Origin of the sequence: Novosphingobium sp., from assembly GCF_039595395.1 — a bacterium.
Taxonomy (GTDB): Bacteria; Pseudomonadota; Alphaproteobacteria; order Sphingomonadales; family Sphingomonadaceae; genus Novosphingobium.
Genome location: NZ_JBCNLP010000006.1, coordinates 798,735 through 824,150 on the forward strand (window position 1 = coordinate 798,735; position 25,416 = coordinate 824,150).

Consider the following 25,416-nt stretch of genomic DNA (forward strand, 5'->3'; position numbering starts at 1 on the left):
AAACCATAGTTGTATTCGTGGTCGGCTTCAGCATTGCGCTTTTGCTCAATGGCCTAATAAGCCATGTGACGCCTGCGCATCCTGACCTGAGGAAGATCGCCGCCAGCGTAATTGGGATACTTTTGGGCTCTCTAGTAGGTGGCGCAGCCGAGCGGTGGTTCAGGTTCTCGCGGAAAAGCTGACTATCTCCTTACCACCAAATGTAGGCTTTCCATACATCTGTTAATGTCGGCTGCCCCTAACATTTCTGACCACCAGCGTGTCTGCGCCATGCCCTGAAACTGGCCGTTCGTTGCCAATTTTGACAGACTGAACCTACGACCGGTTTCGACGGAGCGGTCAGGCGGGCTGAATGTCAGCTATGTTGGCGGGAGAGGGCAGGGGGCACCACCTAGCTGGGCGGTATAGGGTTGACCGGCGGGTCGTGGTCTCCGGAAAGGCAGCTAACAATAGGGAGTTCAGCATAGCTGCCATGCGTTTATGGAGGCGAAGGATGGTAAGCTTCACGCGGATGTACCCCGAATTTTTCAGGGAAGAAGCTCATCCCTGTTTCCATACTTAGGCTCTAAAAATTGATGCATGGTGTAGTGTTTGATGCGCTGATAAGACGCCTTAGCTGCTTTTTGCTCTGCTTTCTGCCGAACTGGAAATTTCCGTGCTTGGCGATCCTGCTCTGCAGGACCCGGTGTGGTCAAGAATGCTGCCTTGCCAAGGATGAGCAGCGCTTCGCGCTCGTAAGAATCCTGCTATGAACATGCGAAGGGCAGAGCTTTTTTCTTCGGACGAACGAATGTCTCATTTGTCCATCACGGCCTCGCCCCATGTTGCGACGGCAGGGTAACGCTCCCCCTTCCGGCCAATGACCACCAGTTCGACAATCTTCATGCCGCTGATGTTGGCCTCCAACCGAAAGGGCGCCGCGCCGAAGGGCAGGGGCTTGCTGCGCGCCAGCAGACGCCCGTCGCCATAGATCGCGAAGGTCAAGGGCGTGTCGCGCGTGCGGGCGGAATCGTCCATCCCCACCAGCGCCGAGAAATGGCGAAAGCCGCCATTGCGCACCTCGATCCGCGAATTGGCCAGCACACCCAGGCCCGTGGCGAAGGGTTTGCCGCCCACCTTCAGCGCCTGGCCATAGGGCGTGGCATCGGCTCGCGCGCCGCCCCAGCCGGCATATTGCGGATGCTGGCCGCCGCCGCGCGTGCTGGACCATGGAATCGTGCCGCGATGGATCAGCGGGTCCGCCTCGGGCTCCACCACACCGTCCACCGCCGGATTGACGCGGGCGGGCTGCTCGGACAGATACAGGCCTTCCGGATGCGCCCGCGCGCCGCTGGCGCGATAGATCAGCGTTTCATGCGGCGCCAACTGCAGCTTCTGCTCGCCCTTGAGATGGGTGGTGATGCCGCTCCACAGATCGGTCAGCGTGATGTCGGCATCGCCCAGCATCTTGAGCTGCGCGGCGGTCAGCACCGCATCGACCGGGGCATTCGTGCGGTTGAAGATGGCTACCGCCTTTTCCTTGCCATCACCCAGCGTCTTGACCAGAATCTGCACCGTATCGCTGTCATAGGCCAGCACGGCCTGATTGCCCGCCGCATCCTGGTTGAGCGCGATCAGGCGCGGATTGCCCAGAACATCGAGCAGCGCCGGGGTCATTTTGCGCAGATCATAGCCGATGATCAGCGGCGCATTCAGCATCGCCCACAGCGCCATATGCGAGCGTGCCTCGACCGGATGGCCCATGTCGAAGGCGCCGGTGCCCACATAGAGCATGTCGGGATCGTTCCACGAGCCGGGGTGGGCATAAAGCTCCCGCCGCACGGAGGAATCGAAATTATGCAGCATGCGCTCCCAATTGGGCGAGATATCCTCGCTGGTGCGCGACATGTTGCCGACCTGCTTGGCCCAACTGCGCACATCCGCCGCGCCCCACAGGCAGATCGAGAAGACATAGCTGTTGTCGGGCCTTGTCTTGGCGAGCGCCTGCGCCACCTCCTCATAGAGCGCGCGCGAGGCGGGGATGTCGGTGCGCGGCAGCGTGTCATAATCGACCAGCGGCTGCAATGCGCGGTACTGGCCCGATTTGACCGTCGGATTGTCCGGCCCCATCGCGCGAATGCCGCAGCCGTCGACCTTGATGAGATCGAAGTTCCAGTCGCCCATCAACAGGGCGATATCCTGCCCGGCATGGCCATAAAGACCCACCTCGCGTTCGGTCACGCTGCCCTGCGGCTGGTTGGCGAAGGTCGAGGTGAAGGCCTGTCCGCAACTGTTGCGGCCAATGTCGGAGTAAATACCCGCCTTCAGCCCCATGGCGTGCAGCCGGTCGGTCAGGGGGCGGAAGCTGGTGCCGCCATCGGGCGTCAGGGCCGAGGGGAAATTGGCGGTACGGATCAGCAGCCGCCCATCGGGCATGCGCCGCTGCAGCCACCAGCCATCGTCGATATCGACATAGCGATACCCCTTGGCCGCCAGCCCGCTGTCCACCAGCGCCTGCGCCGAGGCCATGACCTTTTCCTCGTTCACATCGCTGTTGAAGGCGTTCCAACTGTTCCACCCCATCGGCGGCAGGGGTGCGCTGCCCCTTGCATTGACGCTCCACTGCCCTGTCGCGGCCAGAGGATCACTCCCGGCCAGCGCGGTCTGCGCGAGAAAGGCCGAGGCCAGGGCCGCGAGGGTGGCGATGCGTTTGTTCATTTGCGGGCCTCGAAGATCAGATGCTGGCTGAAGAAGGGCACGACCTGATCCTGAAAGCGGAAGGCCACGCGGCTGGTATGCGTGCCGGGGTAGATCTCGAAATGGTTGGGAACCTGATAGCTGTCGAGCACGTCATGCAGCTTGCCGGCATCCACCTTCAGCCCGTCCTGATCGCCGACATCGATCGAAATCGCGGCATAGCGGCGTAGATTGCCGATATACTGGTCGACAAAGGACAGGGGCGCATTGGCGGCCCATTTGGCCAGCACGTCGCTTTGGGGCTGGCCGTCCTTCACGGGCAGGTCCAGATAGAGCGGCGGGTTTTTGGGGTTGGGCGACCATGCGGCGGCGGCGGCCAAAGTGGTGCGCTGCCCCCAGTCGAGCCTGGCGGAATCGGCGGGTGAGGTCATGGCGGCATAGGCGGCCAGCGCCTCCGGGGTGAGCCCGGCGCTGGTGCGGGCCGAGAGGCAGCAGGGGCTCATCAGATAGAGCGCACCAAAGACATCCGGGTGCTTCATGCCGATGCGGCTGGCGCCATAGCCCCCCATGGAATGGCCGATGAGGCCACGGCTGCGCCGGTCGGGCAGGGTGCGGTAATGCGCATCGACCCAGGCCACCAGATCATGGGCGATGAAGGTTTCATAATCGCCGGTGGTCGGCGAGCCAGCATACATCGAGCCATTGTGGGCCGTCTTGCTGTCCGGGAAGACGAAGATCATGTCGCGCGCGCCCTTGGCAAAGGCGGTTTCGATCACTTGGGGTACATGAATTTCGTTGGTCCACTGCGCAGCGCCGATGGAATAGCCGTGCAGGGCATAGACCACCGGATAGCGGCGGCTCCTGGACCGGTCATAGCCGGGCGGCAGCACGACGATGACCTCGCGATCGGCGGAGTCGCCCTCCAGCGCGCCTTCGAGCGCCTTGCCGTGAACGATGATGTGCTCGACGCGGGTCGGCGCCGCATTCGCTACGGGGGCAGGCGCCTGCGTGGCAACCTGCGCGCCTACGGGCATGGCCATGCTCATGAGCAGCAACGCCCCAAGAGCATGGGCCGGGTAACGTGGCTTCATCATATCCTCTCCCGCTCCGATCCGGGGCCGACGGCGACAGACTTTCGTTGAGACAACCGGCACCGGCGGGCTTTCCCGGCCCTTACCGAATGACAGGCATCGACGGTTATCAGCTAGTCCCTGAAGAGCAGGGGAGCCATTTCCTTCAGGCTGCGCCGCCAGGTCATGAATTCATGGCCGGTATCGGGCGACACATAGAACACGCTGGGCACGCCCGCGCTCTTGATCTGCTGCGCATTGGCGCGCGGGTCGGCTCTGGGCATGCCCGGCGGCGTGGCGCGACCGGGGTCAAGCTCGCGGCTGCCGTAACTCACGAAGGTAAGCTTGACCTTTTCACGGTAACCGGGAAACGACTTCACATCGTCAAGCGAGACCGTGCCGCCGCTCAACAGACCGATATAGGCGAATGTGTCGAGGTTTTTTGGGGCGATCAGCTTGGTCTCGAACCCGCCCATGGACAGGCCCGCCATCGCCCGGTGCGGTTGATCCTTCAGCGTGCGGAAATGGCTGTCGACATAGGGGATCAGCTCGTCGAGCAGCACGGTCTGGAAGGGTTTGATGTCGAAGCTGGAGAGCCCGCCGGGGCTGCCGGGGCGCACATCGTTGGTCATGCCATAGGTCATCACGATGATGAAAGGCCGCGCTTTGCCCGCTGCGATCAGATTGTCCATGATCAGATTGGCATGGCCCTGATTGGCCCAGGCCGTTTCATCCTCGCCCCAGCCGTGCTGGAGATAGAGCACCGGATAGCGCTCCTGCGCATGGTCGCCATAGGCGGGCGGCGTGTAGACATAGGCCCGGCGCTGGGTCCCCGTGCTGGGCGAGGGGAACAGGATCTGCGACACCTGACCGTGAGGCACGTTCTTGAGCGCATAGAATTCGGCATCATGGGCCGGGATTTCGATGCCGCTTTCCCAGCGCGTCGAGCCATAAAAATTCAGCGTGCCCGGATCGTTGAAGGTGCCGCCGTCGATCGTCAGATGGTAATAGTGAAAACCCTCATCGAGCGGGCCTTCCGACGTGCCGGTCCAGGCCCCGTCAGCCGCCTTGTTGAGCGTGGTGCCGCCGCGCCCGCCCAGACCCAGGCTCACCTTGACTGCCTTGGCATCGGGGGCGGCAATGCGAAAGCGCACATAGCCTTGCGAGTTCACCTGAGGATATTGCTGCCCCGGCTGGTTGAGGGGCGATGGCTTGAAATCCTCGGCGATGGCTGGTGCGGTTTGCGCGGTGGCAGGGACGTTTGCCACTGCAGCCGCCAGAAGAACGGCAAGTGCGATTTTCATGGGCACACTCTCCTCGGTTTGACCGTCAGTTCATGCTGACCGCGGCCTTATATGATTGCGCTACCAGTACGACTATTTGTTGGAGTAATGCAAGGTTGATTTGCTGATGATGTCAACTTCGAGAGGCGTGAAGGATGGTGTTCGATGTTTGTCGGCGCGGATGCGCATTCCTTGTCGCGAGTTCTCTTGTCGTTGTCGTGAATTCCTGACAGGGAATAAGATTGGGCACCAAAGCGATGGGAATAGAGAAGCATGGTGAAGTCCGACCGGCCCAAAGGCGGCGCCACAATGAATGACGTTGCTCTCGTGGCGGGCGTCTCGGCGATGACCGTGTCGCGGGTCATCAATGGGCGAAGCGGCGTGAGCGACGAAACCCGCGAGATGGTCAAAAGCGTCATTCGTGATCTCGCCTACACGCCCAATGCCGCCGCGCGCAGTCTGGTCACCTCCACCCAGCTTCAGATCGGCATCATCTATTCCAATCCGAGCGCCGCGTTTATGAGCGAAATGCTGACCGGCATGTTCGAGGAAGCCTCGATCCATGGCGCGCGGCTGGCTTTGCTGAAGGGAGAAAATGGCCATCCGCCAACCCAGGCGGAGTTGGAGGATTTCGCCGATTCCGGCCTGTCCGGTTTTATTCTGGCGCCTCCGCTGGGGGAATCGCGCAAGGTTCTCAATGTTCTGAGGCCGCTTGGGCTGCCCATGGCCGTGTTGGGCGCCTATGATGTCGATGATGCCCAATGCGTGCGCATCGACAACCATCGTGCCGCCTATGAAATGGCCCGTCACCTGCTGGACCTTGGCCATCGTCGGTTGGGCTTCGTGCTGGGCAACCCCGACCAGAGGGCCAGCGCCGAACGTATGGCCGGCTTTTACGCTGCGGTGCGCGAAATTGGCGAGGTTGAGGTTCAGGTGGTGCAGGGCGACTTTAGCTATCGCTCCGGGCTTGCGGCAGGAGAGCAGCTTCTCGATTCTCCGCGGCCGCCCACCGCGATCTTCGCCAGCAATGATGATATGGCTGCTGCCGTGGTGTCGGTTGCGCATCGCCGCCAGATCGATGTGCCCGGCGCACTGACCGTGGTGGGTTTCGATGACAGCTCGGCGGCCGTAACCCTTTGGCCGATGCTGACCACGGTGCATCAGCCATTGCGCCGCCTGGCTTCTGAAGCGCTTGCCTATGTGGCGCGCCAGACCGCGCTGGGGACAGAACAGACCGGTGCCGGGGCCGATATCGTGCTGGAACATGGCATCATCTACCGCGAGTCCACCGCCGCCATCGCTCCCGAGGATCATCCCTGAGCATCAGTCTTGCGGCGCGTAGTGGAAGAAGGCGAAATCCGCCGGTAAGCCTGCGCCCGAGACATCCTGACAGGCGACCCCGACGAAGGCTCCCGTGAAATTGGGAAGCCCTTGCAGCGATACCTCATCGGACAGAACGCTGACGTCGAGGTCATGGTCGATCCATTGCCAGTCCGGCATATCCGCAGAACGCCAGCCGAAACGCAGCGATGGGCCGTCCACATGGGCGCGCATGTCAATATCGCCATCGGGAACGGTGTCGCACACCAGCTCATCGCGCGTGCCTTTCGCCGGGATTGCGGAGAGCAGGCGCAGGCAGCGCCTGTCCTCGTCGCATGACAGGGTGAAATAGTAGAACTTGGTGCTGTTGTAATAGCACACCAGCCCGGCGCCCTGCTGGAAATGGGCAGGGTTGAAATCGAGGCGGGTGGTGGCGGTAAAGGACCAATGCTCGAAGCGCCGTGCGATCAGCGCCTGTTCGAAATGGCTCGAGATGGATTCCCTGCCGAACAGCCTTAGCCAGCCCGGCCTTTCGGTCAGGCTCCAAAGCCGCTCGGGCATCGGGCTGCGCAGCCATTGGAAGGCGCCGGGCAGGTCCGGACCGTCAAAATGACCGTTCCACGGCGTCTCGGGCCAGGGGTGAGGTGCCAGCATCGGCCGTGGAGGGGTGGGATCGGGTGCGGCATGGGCGGTCAGGCTGCGCAACCAGCCGTCATCGCCCCAGACCATGGGCTGGATCGAGGTTTCGCGCCCCAATGGACAACGCTCCAGCTTGGGCAGAGGGCGACCGCAGAGATAGGCCAGCCAGACGCTGCCATCCTTGAGTGTCACCAGATCGCCGTGACCTGCCCTTGTCAAAGCGCCGTCGCGCGCACCGTGAGCGGACAGCACCGCGCCATCGGGATGTACCTCATAAGGCCCCAGCAGCGTGCGGCTGCGGGCCATCACCACGGCATGGTTCCAGTTCGTGCCGCCCTCGGCCACCAGCAGATGATACCAGCCATCGTGACGATAGAGATGTGGGCCTTCGGTGAAGCCGCGCTCGGTGCCGCCGAAGATCATGTGGCGCTCGCCGATCAGGCGCATGCTGGCCTTGTCCAGCTCCTGGATGATGATGCCGCCGAAGCGGTCCCGACCGGAGCGATGGTCCCACAGCATGTTGAGCACCCAGCAGCGCCCGTCTTCATCATGGAACAGTGCCGGATCGAAGCCGCTGCTGTTGATGTGGACGGGATCGCTCCAGGGGCCCTCGATGCTGGGGGCGGTCACCACATAATTGTGGAAGTCGCGACAGGAGGCGCCCTCGGCACCCGAGACGGTGGTCTGGCCATAGCGCTTCACATCGGTGAAGATCAGCCAGAAAAGTCCATCGGCATAGGTCAGGTCGGGCGCCCAGACGCCGCAGGAATCAGGAGCGCCGCGCAGATCGAGCTGGCTGGCGCGGGAGAGGGGGCGGTTCGCCAGCCGCCAGTGGACCAGATCCCGGCTGTGGTGGATCTGCACGCCGGGATACCATTCGAAGGTTGAGGTGGCGATGTAGAAATCGTCCTCAACCCGCAGAATGGAAGGATCGGGATTGAACCCACGCAGCACGGGGTTGCTAAAAGTCGTCATGATGGCTTGCGCACCAAAGTCCAGAGCACGGCCGCACCCATGAGATCAAGGCAGCCAAGCGTGAGAAAAAACGGGGAATAGCCAATCGAGTCGATCAGGCTACCAAGCGACAGGGAAAAGATCAGGACACCCAGATTGGCGGCGAGGCCCGAAAAACCGGCAACGGTGCCCACATCGTTGCGCGGGAAAAGGTCCGAAGCCAGGGTGATGACCGTGACCGACAGGGTCTGATGGGCAAAACCGGCAAGGCAAAGCAGGGCGAGCGCCACATAGGGATTGGCCACGAGCCCCACCAGCCCCACGCCCGTCATCATCAAGGCGCCCAGAGAGAAGGTCATCCGTCTCGCATTGACCAGAGCCACACCGCGCCGCTGGAGGAAGCTGGCCACGGCCGGGCCGAACAGGCAGCCAAGATCCGCTGCAAGGAACGGCAACCATGCCAAAAGGGCGATGTGGGCGAGATCGAAGCCGCGTTCGCGTGCCAGATACAAGGGCAGCCACAGGGACAGCATGCCCCACACCGGATCGGCCAGCAGCCTTGGCAAGGCGATGCCCCAAAGGTTGCGATCGGTCAGCAGGCGGCGGAGTGGCAGGCTGGGCGCGCCCGCCTGGAGATGGGCTTCCTGCCCTTCGACAATCAGTCGCCGTTCCTCGGGGGTGACCGCGCGATGGCGATTGACCGGCGCGTAGAACAGAAACCACAGCGCGGCCCACAGGCCGCCAAGAACGCCCGTGGCCACGAAGGCGATACGCCAGCTGCCTGTGGCATAGACGGACCAGGCGACCAGCGGCGGTGCCAGAACCGCCCCCAGCGATGCGCCAATGTTGTAGATCCCTCCCGCCATGCCGCGTTCACGGGCGGGGAACCATTCGGCGACCAGCTTCTGGCCCGCCGGTTGCGCGGAGCCTTCCGCCATGCCCAGCGCCAGGCGGAGCCCCGCAAAACCCAGCCAGCCCCGCGCCAGCCCGTGAGCGAGGGTGATCGCCGACCAGGCCAGCGCGAAAACAGCGAAACCAACCCGCAATCCCACCCGATCAAGCAGCATGCCGGCCAGGGGCTGGCACATGATGCCAAGCTGCAAGGCGCCGGTGATCCAGCCATATTGCTGGTTGGTGATCCCCTGCTCGGAGAGAATGACGGGTGCGGCGACGCCCATGACCGAGCGCGCCAGATAGTTGATGATCATCGCCCCGACAAACAGGGTCAGCATGACCATGCGGACGTTCTTGCGGCCAAGCGTCGCCAGCTTTTGGTACGTTAACGAAAACATTCATGCCGTCCTTTGGGCGGGTGTGGCGGACGATGCGCCTTGTCATAGGTGTAGGGCATATCGATTTGGATTTCCGCATTCAACACAAAATCGGGATATTTACAGGACCCATTTGTCGGAGTAGAGAACGTTTGCGTTAACGCGGAATGATTTGCAATGATTCTTCATCTCCGCAGAAATAATAAAGACATAAAAATCAATTTCATAAAAATCAAAAGGGGGAGTTTTCATGACAAGGCAAGTTCAGATCGCCAAATGCGCCCTATTTTCCAGTACATCCTTGAGAATGGCCGTCATGGCTCTGGGGCTTCTGCCCTCATGCGCCATTGCCGCTGACCTCAGTCAGCAGGGCGCCGATGCACCGCCTTCAGCCGGCAGGGCGGCCAGCGTGCCGGAGGACAAGGAGATCATTGTCACCGGTTCACGCATCACGACAGGTGGCTTCACCGCACCCACGCCGACGACCGTGGTCGATGCCGCCAGCATCACCGCCAATGCCCAGCCCAACGTCTTCAATGCCATTGCCCAATTGCCCTCGCTTCAGGGATCGACGGGCTCTCAGGTCAACACGTTCAGCACCTCGAGCGGGCAGCAGGGGCTCAGCTCCTTTTCGCTGCGCGGTGTGGGCGCGATCCGCACGCTGACCCTGCTCGACGGCCAGCGCGTGGTGGGGGCCAATGTCACCGGCGTACCCGATATCAGCCTGTTTCCGCAATTGTTGATCAAGCGGGTCGATGTGGTCAACGGCGGCGCCTCGGCCTCCTATGGTTCGGACGCGGTGGGCGGCGTGGTGAACTTCATCACCGACACCCATTTCAAGGGGCTGAAGGGCAATGTTCAGGGCGGCATCACCAATTACGGTGACGATGCCCAGTACATGGGTCAGATCGCCTATGGTCGCAGCTTCCTGCAGGATCGCCTGCATTTCATCGGCAGTGTGGAATTCAGCAAGGAAGCGGGCATCGGCGGCGGCCAGTTCGGCACCGCGCTGGCCAATGGCCGCAACTGGTTCCAGCAGACCTCGATGATCAACCGCGGCGTTCTCAACGATGGATCACCGCAATATCTGATGCGCAATCAGGTCCAGTCGACCACTTTCACCAAATATGGCCTGATCACCGCGGGACCACTGCAGGGTATTGCCTTTGATGCGACCGGCAACCCCTTCCAGTTCCAATATGGTTCGAACGGTGTGCCTCAGCGCAATGCCGCAGGCACGGTGGCGGGCTGCTATCCGGGTTTCTGTCTGGGTGGCGATCTGTCGGGCAATGTCGATGCCGGTCGTTCGCTGCAATCGGCTCTGCAGCGCCTCGATACCTATGGCCGCCTGGGCTTCGACATCGACAACCGCAACGAAGTCTACATGACGTTCAACTTCGGTAAGGTGAACACGCATAATCAGCCCGTGAATGGCGAAAACAAGCCGGGTCTGACCCTTCAATGCGCCAATCCCTTCGTGCCGACCTCGATCCAGACGGCCTGCACCAATGCGGGGATCACCAGCTTCCAGTTCGGTACCAGCAACGCCGCGCTGGGCAACACGACCGTCTTCACCGATCGCCGTCAATATCGTTTCGTGCTGGGCGGCAAGGGGACGTTCACCGTTGGCGGCACCGACTGGAAATATGACATCTATGGCGAGCATGGGACCAACGTCACTCAGGTCGATGTGCGCAACATCCTGCTGACCCAGCGCTTCAATCAGGCGATCGATGCCATCTCGCTCAACGGCGCTATTGTCTGTCGTGATCCGGTGGCGCGGGCGAATGGCTGCCAACCGCTCAACATTCTGGGCGGCCAGCCATCGGCGGGCGCGCGCAACTATGTGGTGCCCGAAGCCGGGCCGTATCAGCACACCCGCCAAACGCAGGACGTGGCCAGCATCAACTTTTCGGGCTCTCCGGTCGATCTTTGGGCCGGGCCGCTGTCGATCGCTTTCGGCGGCGAGTTCCGCCATGAATTCTATACCGTTACTGCCGATCCTTACGGTGCAGGTTTCAACAACACGCCGGCTTATGGCCCCTATCCCGCAGACCCCGTCCTGATCGCGGGCGGCAACAATTGGTACGCGGGCAATTACAAGAATGGCGGCGGCGCCTATGGCGTGAAGGAAGGCTTCCTTGAGGCCGATCTGCCCGTCCTGCGTTCGGAAAGCCTGGGCAAGGCCAGCATCAATGGTGCCGCTCGCGTCACCAATTACAGCACATCGGGCACGGTCTGGGCCTGGAAGGTCGGCGGCACCTGGGATCTGCCGATCAGCGGCCTGCGTCTGCGCGGTGTGACCAGCCGCGATGTGCGTGCGCCCAACCTGTCGGAACTGTTTGCCGCGCCGGTGACGACCACGCTGCCCAACTTCTTCGACCCGTTCCACAATGTGGCGACGCTCGTGATCCAGAGCACGGTGGGCAATCCCAATCTGAAGCCTGAAATCGCGCGCAACAGCACGTTCGGGATCGCGATGACCAACCCTTCGTGGCTGCCTGGCCTCAATGTCTCGTTCGACTATTACAAGCTGAAGATCAGCGGTGTCATTTCCTCATTGGGCGCCAATGACATCGTGAATTACTGCTACCAGAATATTCTTCCCCAGACTTGCGGCGCTTTCAATCTGAACAATCCGGTGGGTGGGAATTACATCAACGTCCAGCCTTTCAACCTGGCTTCGATCCGCACCGAAGGTTTCGATATCGAGGCAAGCTATCGCTGGCGTCGCCCGCTGGGGCTGCCCGGCAATCTGAACTTGCGCGCTCTGGCCACGCATGTCGTCAACTACATCACCGATACGGGGCTCCCAGGCACCATACCGGTGGACAGTGCGGGCTCCAACCTTGGCGCGACACCGCACTGGAAATGGCTGGCGGTGCAGAGCTATGAAAGTGACAGATTCTCGCTGCTGGTGCAGGAGCGTTGGTTCAGCAACGGTACTTTTGCGAACAATTATGTGACCTGCTCGGCCGGAAATTGCCCGGTGTCCACCGTCAACAATCCGACGATCGACAGCAACTTCATGCCGGGGGCCTTCTACATCGATATCGGTGGATCGTTCAACATCGTGAAGAATGTCACCTCATTCTTTAAGATCGACAATCTGACCAATGTTTCGCCGCCGCCCAATCCCAATTTCAACAATCCGGCTCTCTATGACCAGATCGGGCGGGTTTATCGCGCGGGCGTGCGTTTCAATTTTTGATGTTCGGGGCGGCCTGGGATGTCAGGTCACCTCCTGGAAAGTCTGATCGGTCTGCCATGCCTCTCCGGCGGGCCGGTCGGTAGGCGGAGCGGCTCGCGCGCGATCCGTTTCCGCTAAAACAGCGCCATGGTGTGAGAAGCCTACCCTCCCTCACACCATGGCGTTTCGGTGTGAATTGGATGATCAGTTCGCCTGCCGCGCGGCTAACCTGACTTGTCGAGAGGTAGGACGATTCGTTCGCTTTGCCGGAGGACGCCGCCTTTCCCTGGAGAATCGAACAGCAACGGGCGTGGGATCAACGGGCTTTCGGGCAGGAGGCTGTGGCGTCATTCCGACAGATCGCGGGCTGTTTCGAAAGAGGGGATCGCAGCCCACAACCATTTTTGCGAGCGAGATTTCGCCTGTGAAAATTGGACTTGATAGCGCTATCTTTTAGCTCTACGACACTCCTGTGAAGCGTCGAACGGGGCGTGGCAGGGAGATAGTGCGCCTCGGCAGGCGTGTAGATGCAGTAGTTCATAGTAGAAAATGAATATTTTTCACATCGGTGTCGATTGTGATGCCGAACAGTCATGTCTTGAACGTCGTCGAGAACGAAAAAATGTCCGGCGAACACTAGGGGGTAGAGGTATGGTCAGGCAGGTTGTGCAAAAATTGATGGTCTCGGGCGCCTCATGCGTCTTGGCAGTGGCGGTAGGAAGTCCTGCCTTTGCGCAGGATGCATCGCCGTCACCTACGGCGAGCGCGGCTCCTGCGCCTGAGGACGCGCCGAGCATTATCGTGACGGGCATTCGCGGATCGTTGCAGCGCAATCTGGATATCAAGCGCGCGGCGCCGGGCGTTGTCGATGCCATTTCAGCGGAAGATATCGGCAAGTTCCCCGATCCCAACGTGGCCGCCTCGCTCCAGCGCCTGCCGGGCGTGTCGGTGCAGATCTCGGGCAACCGCGGCGAGGCGACCGGCGTGACCGTGCGCGGCTTCAGCGGCGACTTCAACGAAACGCTCTATGACGGGCGCCATATCTCGACGGCCACCGGGCAGCGCTCGGTCGATTTCTCGACCGTGGGCTCCGATTTCGTCGGCCAGCTCAGCGTCTACAAGACGCCCGACGTTTCGGTTTCGGCCAGCGCCATCGGCGCCACCATCGACATCGCCTTCCCCAAGCCCTTCGATCACCCCGGCTTCCATGTGGCGGCCGCGATGTCGGGCTCGATCCAGGATCGCAAGGGCAATGTCGTGCCCTCGGGCGGCTTGCTGGTCAGCAAGACCTTTGCCGACGACACGATCGGCATTCTGGGCGACATCGCCTATTCGCGCCACGATACCACCACCAACCACGTCTTCGTCAATGGCTGGGAAGGCGGCTATTACGCTCCTTGCCAGCTCTCGGGAAGCACGGCGGCCACCTGCAATCCGGGCTCGACCACCAGTGGCCTCGCCAGCGACAAGCAGAATGTGCTGGGCTGGTTCCCGCAGCAGGCCGGCGCCGAGCAGACCACCACCCGCGACGAGCGCGTCGATGCGCGCCTCGTGCTGCAGTGGAAGCCGACCGACAAGCTGCTGCTGACCGTGGATGACAATTTCAGCAGCCAGGTCGTGCAGACCAACAGCTATGGCTATGCCGCATGGTTCAACATGAGCAGCCTGACCAACGTCAAGCTCGACAAGAACGGCACCACGGTTGACTTCAACCAGCCCGGCACGCCGATGGACATGAATGCCGGCATCGCCCATTCGCTGATCAACACCAACCAGTTGGGCGCCAACCTCAAATATGAGGCGACCGAGCATCTGAAGTTCGACTTCGACGCCGCCTTCGCCAAGAGCTGGCTCAACCCCAATGGCGAGATCGGCAACAACAGCTCCGATATCGGCTATGGCGGCATTCTGGGCGCCAACACCGGCCTTGCCGTCACGGGCAACAGCAGCAACACGCTGCCGGTGCTGCATGACATCGGGCCCTCGGGCAATGCCGGGCAGTTCCTGAACACCTCGGTGATCGGCTCGCATGTGATGGTGCGCCAGGCCCAGCAGAACACCGACGTGGTGCGCCAGTTCCACGCCAAGGGCACGTGGGAGCAGGAGAACTTCAAGCTGCAGTTCGGTGGTTCCTATACGGAAGACACCTTCCGCCTGCAGGCCAGCGACACCTTCACCAACAATTACTGGCAGGCCTATGCCGGTTACGGCACCGCTTCGGGCCGCACCACGGGCGTGGCGCTGCCCTCCAGCATCTATGGCGGCACGATCAGCACCGCCAACTTCATTCCGGGTTACAGCGGCAATCTGGCGCCGGGCATCCTGACCTACAATCCGCTGGCCGTGTATGCCTATCTGCAGAGCCTGGGCAATCCGCAGACGACCAACGTGCCCGGCTACAACTATGGCTGCTGCACGGGCTTTACCGGCGCGCTCAATCTGGCGCTGAGCCCGTCGAGCGTGGCGACCATCAGGGAGAAGAGCTGGTCGGCCTATGTGCGCGGCAGCTTCACCACCGATATCGCCAGCATGCCCTTCCACTTCGTGTCGGGCCTGCGTTACGAGAACACCCATCTCGACACGCTGGCGCTGGGCCAGACGCCTACCGCCCTGACCACCAGCACCGCCGACCCGACGCTGCTGACCACGGTCTATGCCAACAATGGGGCGACCAACACGATCGTGGCGGGAAGCAGCTACAACTATCTGCTGCCCAGCATGGATCTGAAGCTGGAGCTGACGCCCAAGCTGCATCTGCGCCTCGATGGTTCGCGCACGCTGACGCGTCCGGGTCTCTCCAAGCTCAATCCGGTGCTCAATGTGGGCTCGGGCCAGCGCGTGGGCGCCCTGACGGCGACGGGCGGCAACCCCAACCTCAAGCCTTACCTCTCGGACAATTTCGACGCCGCCGCCGAGTGGTATTATGCGCCCAACTCCTACTTCTCGGTCGACTTCTTCCTCAAGCATGTCAGCAACTTCATCGTGGCGGGCGTGCAGCGGCAGACGATCAACGGCGTGGTCGATCCCACGACCGGTCAGCTTGCGCAATTTGCCGTCTCGCAGAATGTCAACGGACCCGACGCGACGGTGCGCGGCGTGGAAATCGCCCTGCAGCATGTGTTTGGCCGCAGCGGCTTCGGCTTCACCGCCAACGCCACTTTCGTTGGCACCAACAAGCCCTACGATTCCAGCGACATCAGCCAGAGCGGCTTTGCCGTGACGGGCTTGGCCAATTCGGCGAACCTGGTGGCCTTCTACGACAAGCACGGCTTCCAGGCGCGTGTCGCGGTCAACTGGCGCGACAGCTATCTGCTGCAGTTCGGCCAGAACCAGAACACCGGCCAGTTCGGCGCCGAGCCGACCTTCGTCAACAGTCAGGTGCAGGTCGACCTGTCGTCGAGCTATGACATCACCAAGCAGGTCTCGGTGTTCGGCGGCATCACCAACATCAACAATTCGACCTACAGCACCCATGGGCGTTTCAGCAACCAACTGCTTGATGCCTACAGCTATGGTCGTCGCTTTACATTCGGTGCACGTTATCATTTCTGATAACAGCTGACGGCGGGCCGGTGAGGGATCACCGGCCTGCCATGACACTGCAAACTGACCCTCAAGATCGCTGACTATGTGTTGCGATCGGTCTGAATTGGCTGTGCTGTTTCTGGAGAGAGAAATGTCTCAATCGCTCGCCTGCCGTCGGCGCAGGCTGCTGTCCATCGCAACGATCATGAGCGTCGTTGCCTTTTCGGCTCAGAACACGCGCGCGGCAGATCAGGCAGAGCAACTGGCGACTGCCACTGTCGCGCAGTTGACCCAGGACGAGAAGATCGCGCAACTGGTCAATGTGGCCCCGGCGATCCCGCGCCTTGGCATTCCGGCCTACAATTGGTGGACGGAATCGCTCCATGGCGCTTTCGGGCCGGTGCCCACCACCAACTTCCCCGAACCCATCGGCCTTGCGGCTACCTTCAATCCGCCGCTGCTGCATGATGTGGCGGGCGTCATCGGCACCGAAGTGCGCGCCATGCACACGCTGGGGCGCGAGACGGGCCATCTGGGCAAGATCGGCACCGGGCTCGATACTTGGTCGCCCAACATCAACATCTTCCGCGATCCGCGCTGGGGCCGGGGGCAGGAAACCTATGGCGAGGATCCTTTCCTCACCGCGCATATGGGCGTGGCTTTCGTCACCGGCATGCAGGGGCCTGATCCCGCCCATCCTCTGGTGATCGCCACACCCAAGCATTTCGCGGTGCATTCGGGGCCGGAATCCACCCGCCATGTCGCTGACGTTTTCGTTTCGCGCCATGATCTGGAAGACACCTATCTGCCGGCCTTCCGCGCCGCGATCGTGGAAGGGAAAGCAGGTTCGATCATGTGCGCCTACAACCGCATCGATGGACAACCGGCCTGCGCCAGCGACAATCTGCTGAAAGACCATTTGCGCGGGGCCTGGGGCTTCAAGGGCTATGTCGTGTCGGATTGCGATGCGGTGGTCGATATCGCCGACCATCACAAATATGCCACCGACCCGGCGGCGGGCGTGGCCGCGGCCTTCCGCGCGGGGGTGGACAATGAATGCCACGGTGGGACGATCATCGGCAAGCAGGGGCTGGACAAGCCTTATGTCGAAGCCTTGCAGCGCGGCCTGCTGACTCAGACCGATCTGGACCGCGCGCTGGTGCGCCTGTTTGCCGCGCGTTACCGCAACGGCGATTTGCCCGGCATTGCGGGGCCCAACACCACGCCTGTGCCTCCGAAGATGGTGGACACGCCCGAACATCGCGCTATGGCCTTGCGCGCTGCGGTCGAAAGTCTGGTGCTGCTCAAGAACGACGGCACGCTGCCTTTGCGCAAGGACGTGAAGGTCGCGGTGATCGGCCCGCTGGGCGATGCGACGCGCGTGCTGCGCGGCAATTATTCTTCGCCCAATTCGGCCCCGCCGATCTCGGTGGTGGAAGGCTTGCGCCGCGCCATGCCCGATGCTCAGGTGGAACTGGTGCCCTTCAGCGCATCGATCACCGATGGCGATCCGGTGCCAGCCGGTCATTTTCTCACGCCTCAGGGCAAGCCGGGGCTGCGCGCCGATTATTTCAATGCCCTCGATCCTGCGAAACCTCGCGGCGAGCGCACGTTCGGACAGCGCCCCGCCATCACCCGCACCGAAACCCGCCTGGCCAATCACGCGCAGGAGATCAAATCGCTTTCCGACGCCTATAAGGTGGTGTGGAGCGGCTTTTTCGTGGCCCCCGAAACCGGCTTCTACCGCATGGGCGTCACCGGCGTGAAGGGCGCCATCGATGTGGATGGCAAGCCTGCCATCGCGGCCGAGCACGCCAGCAACTGGGGCGAACCGCTCAAGCTGGTCGATGTCGCGCTGAAGAAGGGGCAGCGCTATCCGCTGCATTTCGCGGTGGAAGGAGGCAACCCGGCTGAAGCGGCCCTGTTCTGGAAGCGCGTCTCGCGCGATGAGCAGGCCGATCTGCGCAAAGCGGTGGCCAGCGCCGATGTGGTGGTGGCGGCCGTTGGCCTCACCTCGGATCTTGAGGGCGAGGAGATGCCGGTCAAGGTCGAGGGCTTTGCGGGTGGTGACAAGACCTCGCTTGATTTGCCCGCCGATCAGCGCGCCTTGCTCGAAAGCGCCAAGGCGCTGGGCAAGCCGCTGGTGGTGGTGGCGCTGAACGGCAGCGCCATCGATCTGAGCTGGGCGAAGGACAACGCCAACGCCATCGTGGAGGCCTGGTATCCCGGCCAGCATGGCGGTCTAGCCGTGGCACAGGTGCTCTCTGGTGAGGCCAATCCGGCGGGGCGTCTGCCGCTGACCTTCTATCACACGCTGGCCGATCTGCCCGCTTTCGACGATTATGCGATGAACGGGCGCACCTATCGTTATTTCACCGGCAAGCCGGTCTATCCCTTTGGCTATGGGCTCAGCTACACCAGCTTTGCCTATGACGGCCTCACCGTCACCCCGGTGGAGGGCGATGCGGCCAAGGGCGTGCATGTGACGGCGCAACTGCGCAACACCGGTACGCGGGCGGGCGATGAGGTGGCGCAGATCTATCTGCGTTTCCCTCAGGCGCCTGGCGTACCCAACATCGCCCTGCGCGGCTTCCAGCGCGTGGCGCTCAAGCCGGGCGAGGCACGGCAGGTCAGCTTCGATCTTTCGCCGCGAGATCTCAGCGCGGTAAACCCGGAGGGCGAACGCAGCGTCATGCCTGGCGCCTATACGCTGAGCCTTGGCGGCGGACAGCCGGGGCAGGGGCTGCCCACGGTGGAAACCGGCTTCACCATCACCTATGGCGCGCCGATCCCGCGTTGACGCGGCAGGCGTGACCGGGATCGCCCTTCCTTGATGACCCGTTCAGGAGAAACCTTGTGACCCGACTTCACGCGATCCTGTCTCACGGGGTGCCGACATTGCTGATCATAGCCTCGGCCATGGCGGCGCCTATCGCGCAGGGGGCCGACGCACCGGCCGCCAAAGCGCCCACGCTGGCGCCGTTCTTTGCCCCCGCATCCGCCCAGCCCAAAGCCACCGATGCCGATGGTTTCCTTCAGCGCTGGCTGCTGCTGGAACCGGTCGAGAAGCCTAACCGCACGAATACCGTCTTCACCGGCACCTATGTCCGGCAGGCTTTCAGCACGCCGCCGCTCAGCGGACCCTACACCACCCTGCCGCGCGATGGGCAAAAGGTCAGCGTGGCGGGCAAGCCGCTGGCTTGGCACGCGCTGGACAGCTCGCTCTTCGATGTGAAGCTGTTCAACTTCGCCTCGGGTCTGGGCAAGCCGACCTATGGCGTCATTTTCTGGGCCACCACGGTGGTCAACAGCCCGCGTGAGATGCAGGGCGTGCGCTTGGCCGTGGGTTCGAACTCCGCTTCGATGTGGTGGCTCAACGGGCAGGAGGCCGCCACGCTCTTCGGTGACCGCCGGATGGTGATGGACGATGTCGTCTCCGCGCCGATCACCCTGCACAAGGGGCGCAACATCCTGCGCGGCGCGGTCATCAATGGTCCGGGTCTGAGCGATTTCTGCGTGCGCTTTGTCGATGAAAAGGGCCGCGCGATCACCGACATCACGACCAGCACCCGCTGAACCCAAGGCACGTCTCCATTCGACAAGCAGGGAAGAGCTTCCCATGAACATTCTTACCGCCGCCGCCTCCTGCCTGGCTCTGATGGCCGCCTGTTCCGGTGTTGCCCATGCGCAGCAACTGGCGGGCGAACCCTATATCCATGATCCCTCGACGATCACCCTGTCCGACGGCAAATATTACACCTTCGGCACCGGGCGCGGCGGTCTCGTGTCCGAGGATGGCTGGACGTGGCACGCGGGGGGCGAGCGCCCCGGCGGCGGCGTCGCGCCCGATGTCATCAAGATCGGTGAGCGCTATTACGTGGCCTATGCCGTGGGCGGCGGCGGCATGAGCGGCGGGCACGCCAGCCAGGTCAAGATCATGTGGACCAGGACACTGGACCCCAAATCCCCCGATTTCGGCTATCATGATGTGGGTGTCGTCGCCTCCAGCGATGGTATCGAAAATCATGACGCCATCGATCCGGCCTTTCTCATGGCCGATGGGCATCTGTGGCTCAGCTATGGCACCTATTTCGGCTCGATCCGCATGATCGAGCTCGATCCCGCCACCGGCCAGCGCATGGCCGGCAATCAGCCCGTCGACGTCGCCATCGACATGGAGGCGACGGCGCTGATGTATCGCGACGGATGGTATTATCTGCTCGGTACGCATGGCACCTGCTGCGATGGGCCGAATTCCTCCTACAACATCCGGGTCGGGCGCTCGCGCAGTGCGACCGGTCCCTATGTCGACAACATGGGCATTCCGCTGCTGAAAGGGGGCGGCAAGCTGGTCGTGGCGGGGCGGGGCCGGGTGTATGGCCCCGGCCATTTCGGGCTCATCGATCTGGGCGGCGGCATGGAAAAATTCTCGATGCATTACGAGGCGGACATGGACCGCAGCGGGCGCAGCGTGCTGGGCATCCAGCCGCTGCTCTGGCGTAATGGCTGGCCAGTGGCGGGCACGAACATCCCGGCGGGCACCTATGAGATCCAGTCGGAACGCAGCGGCGGCGCGCTGGAGCTGGATGTCGATTTCGTGCGCATCAACTTCGAGCGGCAGCGCGGTTTCTTTGGCCCGCCGACCACGCCGGTCGGCCCCATTGCCAATCTGACGCTGGAGCAGGATTCGGCGGCCTGGCCGCAGGGGGCGCTGGCCGTCGATCTGGGCGATTACATGATCAAGCCCCACCAGCAATGGTCGGTCGAGCCGGTTGCCGGGGGCTATATGGGCGCGCCTTATTACAAGATCCTGATCGCGGGCACCACGCGGGCGCTGGCGGCGACGGCCGATGGCAAGCTGGTTGCCGATGCCGCTTTCTCCGGCACGGCCGGGCAGCTCTGGCGGATCGATCAGCTGACCGATGGCAGCTACCGGATCACGCCCCGCCTGCAACCGACATCGGGCGGTGAGGTGGCGCTTGTCGCTGCAGGCGCCAGTACACCCGTGCTCGCCCGGTTCGACCCGGCCAGCGATGCCGGTCGCTGGACCTTCCAGACACCATAGCAGGGGGGCGGACCCTCACCTGTAACAGATAGAGCGGGAGATGTTTCAATGACCACCCTGTCGAACACCATGCGCGCCCAGTTCCGGCGCCTGCCGATTGCCGCGATGGCCGTGGCGATCGCTCTGGCGTCGCCGGCACAGGCGCAGAACGACCAGATGGCGCAGATCGCAACGCCAGCCCAGCCCGACGCCATCGACCTTGGAACCGGGGCGCTGCCGGGCGCCAAGGCGCATGAGGCATGGCATAGCCAGTATGGCAGCCAGTTCGCCCGCAATGTCACCGTGGCGACGCTCACGCCCTTCCTGCCCGATCCCGCCAGGGCGACCGGCACGGCGGTGATCGTCGCGCCCGGCGGCGGCTTCACCACCCTGTCGATGCAGAATGAGGGCTGGGATGTCGCCAAGGCGCTTGCGGCGCGCGGGGTTGCCGCTTTCGTGCTGAAATACCGGTTGAACCAGACCCCGGCCGATATCGCGGCCTATCAGCAGATCGAGCGCACGCGCTTCTCGGGCGGTGCGACGCCGCCGGCCACGCCCCCGACGCGCATGAATTTCGGGCCGCAGATCGCCGATGCGCGCGCTGCCTTCGCCCTTGTGCGCAAGCGGGCGGGCGAATGGCATGTCGATCCCGCGCGCGTGGGCATGGTCGGTTTTTCGGCGGGGGCGATGCTGACCTTGGCCACGACGCTTGACGGACAGGATGCCAAGCCCGCCTTCATCGGCACGATCTATGGCCCGATGGCCCCGGTCACCGCACCGGCCGATGCCCCGCCGCTGTTTGTCGCGCTGGCGGCGGACGACCCGCTGTTCGGCCACGGCGGCTATGGGCTGATCGACAGTTGGCGCGCGGCCAAGCGGCCTGTCGAGTTCCATTTCTTCGAGCAGGGCGGGCATGGCTTCGGCATGTATCCCAAGACCACGACGAGCACCGGCTGGTTCGATGAGTTCGCCCGCTGGATGGCGATGCACGGCTGGATCAAGGCTGCCAACTGACGAAAAACGCCCGGCCCGCGGGTGCTGGTTGCAAACTGGCACCCGCGGGCTTTGTTATGCCTGATTGCCGCGCCGGAGCCTGAAGGCATAGGCGGCAATGATCGCAAAGCTGACCAGCGGCAGCAGCAGCGCCGAAGGAATGCCACCGCCGTGCATGGCGATCAGCCCCATCAGCGGCGGGAAGAAGGCTCCGCCGATGATCGCCATGATGATGAAGGAGGAACCGAGCGGGCGCGCCGCGCCCAGCGAGGCGACACCCAGACCGAAAATGGTCGGAAACATGATCGACATGAAAAAGCTGGTCGTCACCAGCGCCGCCACCGCAACCCAGCCCGGCGCGCTGGCCGCCACGGCGCATAAAGCGATGTTGGCCACGGCATAGATGCCCAGCAGCCGTGGTGGCGAAATGCGCGCCATCAGCGCGGTGCCAGTGAAGCGCCCGATCATGAAGAGCAGGAGGCTGGCCGAGAGCAGGAATGCGCCATGCCGCTCGGAGACCCAGGGCGTCACATCCTTCACGAAGTCGATGAAATAGCTCCAGATCCCGACCTGAGCGCCGACATAGAAGAATTGCGCCATGACCGCGCCCAGCAGAGAGCGGCTGCGCACCAGTTCCGCCAGTTGGATGCGCAGCGGCGTCTCCTCGCCCTCGCGCATGCCGGGCAGGCGGGCGATCGCCACGGCTCCGGCCACCGCCAGCGCGGCCACCGCCAGCAAGGCATAGGGCAGTTGCACGGTGCTTGCCTCGGCGGCGCGATAGGCGGCGAGCTGGCCGGGCGTCATCGCCGAAAGGGCCGAGGCCGAATGCTCGACCCCGGAAAAGATCAGTAGGCCGCCCAGAGCTGGCGCGATGCTGGCGCCCAGCCCGTTGAAGGCCTGAGCCAGATTGAGCCTTTGCACGGTGGTGGCCGGCGAGCCGAACTCGGCGGTGTAGACATTCGCGGTGGTTTCAAGGCAGGCGGCGCCCGCCGCGATCAGGAACAGGGCAAAGAGGAATGCCCCGAAGCTGAGCATCAGCGATGCCGGATAGAACAGCGCCGCCCCCGCCGCATAGAGCAGCAGGCCGGTCAGCACGCCCGCGCGATAGCCGAAGCGCCGCATCAGCAGTCCGGCGGGCAGGGCGACCAGAAAATAGCCGATGTAGAAAACGAACTGGATAAAGCCCGCCTGCGCCCGGTCGAGCCCGAGCGATTTCTGGAACTGGCGGATCAGGACGTCGTTGAGATTGTTGGCCAGTGCCCAGAGAAAGAACAGGCTGACGATCAGCGCGAAGCCCCAGCGATAGGAAGGGGTGATAAAACCGCCCCCGGCCATGCCGGAGCCCGCCGGAGTGCTTTCGCCGATCATCATCATCCCATCTCCGTTTTTCTGTTGTTTTTTTGGCGGTGCCTCAGCAGTTGGGCATGGCCTGTTCCAGCCTGTCCAGTTCCGCCCAGAAGGCAGGGGGGATGGCCTGTCTGGCCAGCTCGGCGCTCTGGCCGATCCGGGCCGGGTTGCCGGTGCCCACCACCACCTGCGTGACCGCGGGATGCCGGGCGACCCATTGCAGGGCTGCGGCGGCGAGTGGTATGGCGTGGCGCGCGCAAAGCTGCTCGATCACCTCGACGTGGCGCAGAATGGGATCGGGCGCCGGGCCGTAATCGTAATGGGCCGCGCCGTTGCGCGCGCCGGTGGCCAGAATGCCCGAATTGAACACACCGGCTCCCACAATACCGATCCCGCGCGCGCGGCAGGTTTCGAGGAAGGCGTCGCTGTCCCGGTTGAGCAAGGTGTAGCGGCCCGCGATCATCAGCAGGTCGAGATCGGCATGCTCGATGCAATCCGCGCAGATCTCCACCTCATTGACGCCCAGGCCGATGGCGGACACGGCCCCCTGATCGCGCAGTTCGGTCATGGCGCGCAGGCCGCCGACCGCCTGGGCGCGATGATGGTCATGGGCATCGCCATGCGTCACGCGGCCAAGATCATGCATGTAGAGGATGTCGATGCGGCTCAGCCCGAGCCGGTGCAGGCTGGCCTCGAACGACCGCATGACGCCATCATAGCTGTAATCATAGACCGGATCGAAGGGCATCGGTGAGTGGAAGCCATGGCGCTCGCCCCCACCCTCGCCGGGCACCAGCAGGCGGCCCACTTTGGTTGAGAGGATGATCTCGTCGCTCTTGCGGTGGCGCAAGGCATCGCCCAGCCGCCTTTCGCTCAGGCCGAAACCATAGAAAGGCGCGGTGTCGAAATAGCGGATGCCCTGCGCCCATGCGGCGTCCACCGTGGCCTTCGCGGTCTCATCGTCGATGGCGCGATAGAGATTGCCGAGCGTGGACGCGCCAAAGCCGAAGGGACCGCTGGCGGCAAGGCGCGCAAGGAAGGCGGAGCGTGATGCGGTCATCTCTGCGATACCCTAGAAGGACGCGATGGCCTTGAGAACATGGTCGGCTTCTTCGATCAGCTCGGGCAGGCGGGAGGGCATGTCATGCGCGGCAATGCTGTGGGTGTGCAAGGCCTCGGTGGGAATGGCGCCGGTCAGCATCGCCTGCCTGACACGTTCGAAATCCGCCGCCAGCGCGTTGCGGCTGGCCATCAGCGTGGTTTCCCGCTTGTGGAATTCGGGATCGGCAAAGACGAGATCGCCCGGCGCCACGCCCACCAGCACCAGCCTGCCGCCATGGGCGACATAGGTGAGGCTCTGCGCCATGGCGGCCAGTGAGCCGGTGGCATCGAAGACAGCGTCGAACATGGCGCCGTCGGTGCGTTCGGCCAGTTCGGCGGTGAGGGCAGGGGTGACCTCCACCGTGTCATCGAAGCCCAGCCTGTCGCGCGCGAAGGCCAGCCGGGTCACGCGCATATCGGCCAGAGTGACCTGCGCCCCATTGAGCCGCGCGAAGAGGGCGCAGGCCACGCCGATCGGGCCGGCGCCGACTACCAGCACGCGGTCTGTGGCATCGACTCCCGAACGGGCCACCGCATGTGCGCCGATGGCCAGAAACTCCATCATGGCGGCCTGATCGAGGGTGAGGCCGGTCGCATCGATGACGGCACGTTGCGGCACGGCAAGGAACTCGGCCATGCCGCCATCGGCATGGACCCCCAGCACGCTGATGGTGACGCAGGCATTGGGCTTGCCCTTGCGGCAGGCGATGCAGGTGCCGCAGGCCAGATAGGGGTTCACGGCCACGACCTGCCCCACATGGAAGGGCGAGCCTTCGGGCGCCGCATGCACCTCGCCCGCAAGCTCGTGGCCCATCACGCGGGGATAGGTGAGGAAAGGATGGCGCCCGGCAAAGATATGATAATCCGTGCCGCACAGGCCCACCCGCCGGATGCGGATGATCAGTTCGTCCGCCTTGGCCTCGGGACGTGGGCGCTCCTCGACAGTCAGGCTGAAAGGCTCCCGGCAGACGATCGATTTCATGAGCTTGAACATCCTCTCGAG

The 25,416-nt window shown here is 63.1% G+C and carries 16 protein-coding genes; 7 read left to right on the plus strand and 9 right to left on the minus strand.

Annotated elements, in window-relative coordinates:
• Positions 1-527: 527 nt before the first annotated feature.
• The 4 genes from ABDW49_RS23535 to ABDW49_RS23550 all read right to left on the minus strand — a co-directional run bounded on the left by ABDW49_RS23535 (position 528) and on the right by ABDW49_RS23550 (position 5,050).
• Positions 528-695, minus strand: a complete 168-nt coding sequence (locus ABDW49_RS23535) for a hypothetical protein (protein WP_343615755.1) — start codon at positions 693-695, stop codon at positions 528-530.
• Positions 696-795: 100 nt separating this feature from the next.
• Positions 796-2,697 (minus strand): NPCBM/NEW2 domain-containing protein, encoded by a 1,902-nt coding sequence (locus ABDW49_RS23540; RefSeq protein WP_343615757.1) that lies wholly within the window; start codon positions 2,695-2,697, stop codon positions 796-798.
• Complete coding sequence (locus ABDW49_RS23545) at positions 2,694-3,770, minus strand: alpha/beta fold hydrolase (protein WP_343615759.1); 1,077 nt, start codon at positions 3,768-3,770, stop codon at positions 2,694-2,696. Before ABDW49_RS23545 ends, ABDW49_RS23540 begins: the two co-directional genes overlap by 4 nt.
• A 110-nt stretch (positions 3,771-3,880) precedes the next feature.
• The gene (locus ABDW49_RS23550) at positions 3,881-5,050 is read right to left on the minus strand and encodes an alpha/beta hydrolase-fold protein (protein ID WP_343615761.1); all 1,170 of its coding nucleotides are present in this window, start codon (positions 5,048-5,050) and stop codon (positions 3,881-3,883) included.
• A gap of 288 nt (positions 5,051-5,338) precedes the next feature.
• Here ABDW49_RS23550 and ABDW49_RS23555 point away from each other — a divergent pair, with 288 nt between their 5' ends.
• A complete protein-coding gene (locus tag ABDW49_RS23555) occupies positions 5,339-6,349 on the plus strand; it encodes a LacI family DNA-binding transcriptional regulator (RefSeq protein WP_343615763.1) in 1,011 nt (336 codons plus the stop codon).
• A gap of 3 nt (positions 6,350-6,352) precedes the next feature.
• Here ABDW49_RS23555 and ABDW49_RS23560 read toward each other — a convergent pair whose 3' ends face one another.
• Together ABDW49_RS23560 and ABDW49_RS23565 are read right to left on the minus strand one after the other, a co-directional pair.
• Entirely contained in the window at positions 6,353-7,963 is a 1,611-nt protein-coding gene (locus ABDW49_RS23560) for a glycoside hydrolase family 43 protein (RefSeq protein ID WP_343615766.1), read from the minus strand.
• Positions 7,960-9,234 (minus strand): MFS transporter, encoded by a 1,275-nt coding sequence (locus ABDW49_RS23565; protein WP_343615768.1) that lies wholly within the window; start codon positions 9,232-9,234, stop codon positions 7,960-7,962. The genes ABDW49_RS23560 and ABDW49_RS23565 overlap by 4 nt, the downstream gene beginning before the upstream one ends.
• 295 nt (positions 9,235-9,529) lie before the next feature.
• Here ABDW49_RS23565 and ABDW49_RS23570 point away from each other — a divergent pair, with 295 nt between their 5' ends.
• The 6 genes from ABDW49_RS23570 (at position 9,530) to ABDW49_RS23595 (ending at position 21,986) form a co-directional block, all read left to right on the plus strand.
• On the plus strand, positions 9,530-12,424 hold the full coding sequence (locus ABDW49_RS23570) for a TonB-dependent receptor (RefSeq protein ID WP_343615770.1): 2,895 nt from the start codon (positions 9,530-9,532) through the stop codon (positions 12,422-12,424).
• A gap of 657 nt (positions 12,425-13,081) precedes the next feature.
• Positions 13,082-15,955, plus strand: a complete 2,874-nt coding sequence (locus tag ABDW49_RS23575; protein WP_343617372.1) for a TonB-dependent receptor — start codon at positions 13,082-13,084, stop codon at positions 15,953-15,955.
• 124 nt (positions 15,956-16,079) lie between these two features.
• Positions 16,080-18,728, plus strand: coding sequence for a glycoside hydrolase family 3 C-terminal domain-containing protein (locus ABDW49_RS23580; protein ID WP_343615772.1), 2,649 nt, complete (start codon positions 16,080-16,082; stop codon positions 18,726-18,728).
• Between the two features lie 56 nt (positions 18,729-18,784).
• Positions 18,785-19,504: an acetylxylan esterase gene (locus tag ABDW49_RS23585; RefSeq protein WP_343615774.1), complete on the plus strand. Its 720-nt coding sequence runs from the start codon at positions 18,785-18,787 to the stop codon at positions 19,502-19,504.
• A gap of 43 nt (positions 19,505-19,547) precedes the next feature.
• The gene (locus tag ABDW49_RS23590; protein ID WP_343615776.1) at positions 19,548-20,993 is read left to right on the plus strand and encodes a family 43 glycosylhydrolase; all 1,446 of its coding nucleotides are present in this window, start codon (positions 19,548-19,550) and stop codon (positions 20,991-20,993) included.
• 105 nt (positions 20,994-21,098) lie between these two features.
• On the plus strand, positions 21,099-21,986 hold the full coding sequence (locus ABDW49_RS23595) for an alpha/beta hydrolase (protein WP_343617374.1): 888 nt from the start codon (positions 21,099-21,101) through the stop codon (positions 21,984-21,986).
• A 54-nt stretch (positions 21,987-22,040) separates the two neighbouring features.
• Here ABDW49_RS23595 and fucP read toward each other — a convergent pair whose 3' ends face one another.
• The 3 genes from fucP to ABDW49_RS23610 are packed head-to-tail and all read right to left on the minus strand — an operon-like array spanning position 22,041 to position 25,395.
• The gene (gene fucP / locus ABDW49_RS23600; RefSeq protein ID WP_343615778.1) at positions 22,041-23,339 is read right to left on the minus strand and encodes an L-fucose:H+ symporter permease; all 1,299 of its coding nucleotides are present in this window, start codon (positions 23,337-23,339) and stop codon (positions 22,041-22,043) included.
• A gap of 37 nt (positions 23,340-23,376) precedes the next feature.
• Positions 23,377-24,372, minus strand: a complete 996-nt coding sequence (locus ABDW49_RS23605; RefSeq protein WP_343615780.1) for an aldo/keto reductase — start codon at positions 24,370-24,372, stop codon at positions 23,377-23,379.
• A gap of 12 nt (positions 24,373-24,384) precedes the next feature.
• Positions 24,385-25,395, minus strand: coding sequence for a zinc-binding alcohol dehydrogenase family protein (locus tag ABDW49_RS23610; RefSeq protein ID WP_343615782.1), 1,011 nt, complete (start codon positions 25,393-25,395; stop codon positions 24,385-24,387).
• Between the last annotated feature and the right edge of the window lie 21 nt (positions 25,396-25,416).

Coding starts and splice junctions, on each gene's coding strand:
- ABDW49_RS23540 (WP_343615757.1), bottom strand. CDS start 2,697: ATGAACAAACGCATCGCCACCCTCGCGGCCCTGGCCTCGGCCTTTCTC.
- ABDW49_RS23545 (WP_343615759.1), bottom strand. CDS start 3,770: ATGATGAAGCCACGTTACCCGGCCCATGCTCTTGGGGCGTTGCTGCTC.
- ABDW49_RS23550 (WP_343615761.1), bottom strand. CDS start 5,050: ATGAAAATCGCACTTGCCGTTCTTCTGGCGGCTGCAGTGGCAAACGTC.
- ABDW49_RS23555 (WP_343615763.1), top strand. CDS start 5,339: ATGAATGACGTTGCTCTCGTGGCGGGCGTCTCGGCGATGACCGTGTCG.
- ABDW49_RS23560 (WP_343615766.1), bottom strand. CDS start 7,963: ATGACGACTTTTAGCAACCCCGTGCTGCGTGGGTTCAATCCCGATCCT.
- ABDW49_RS23565 (WP_343615768.1), bottom strand. CDS start 9,234: ATGTTTTCGTTAACGTACCAAAAGCTGGCGACGCTTGGCCGCAAGAAC.
- ABDW49_RS23570 (WP_343615770.1), top strand. CDS start 9,530: ATGGCTCTGGGGCTTCTGCCCTCATGCGCCATTGCCGCTGACCTCAGT.
- ABDW49_RS23575 (WP_343617372.1), top strand. CDS start 13,082: ATGGTCTCGGGCGCCTCATGCGTCTTGGCAGTGGCGGTAGGAAGTCCT.
- ABDW49_RS23580 (WP_343615772.1), top strand. CDS start 16,080: ATGTCTCAATCGCTCGCCTGCCGTCGGCGCAGGCTGCTGTCCATCGCA.
- ABDW49_RS23590 (WP_343615776.1), top strand. CDS start 19,548: ATGAACATTCTTACCGCCGCCGCCTCCTGCCTGGCTCTGATGGCCGCC.
- ABDW49_RS23595 (WP_343617374.1), top strand. CDS start 21,099: ATGGCCGTGGCGATCGCTCTGGCGTCGCCGGCACAGGCGCAGAACGAC.
- fucP (WP_343615778.1), bottom strand. CDS start 23,339: ATGATGATGATCGGCGAAAGCACTCCGGCGGGCTCCGGCATGGCCGGG.
- ABDW49_RS23605 (WP_343615780.1), bottom strand. CDS start 24,372: ATGACCGCATCACGCTCCGCCTTCCTTGCGCGCCTTGCCGCCAGCGGT.
- ABDW49_RS23610 (WP_343615782.1), bottom strand. CDS start 25,395: ATGAAATCGATCGTCTGCCGGGAGCCTTTCAGCCTGACTGTCGAGGAG.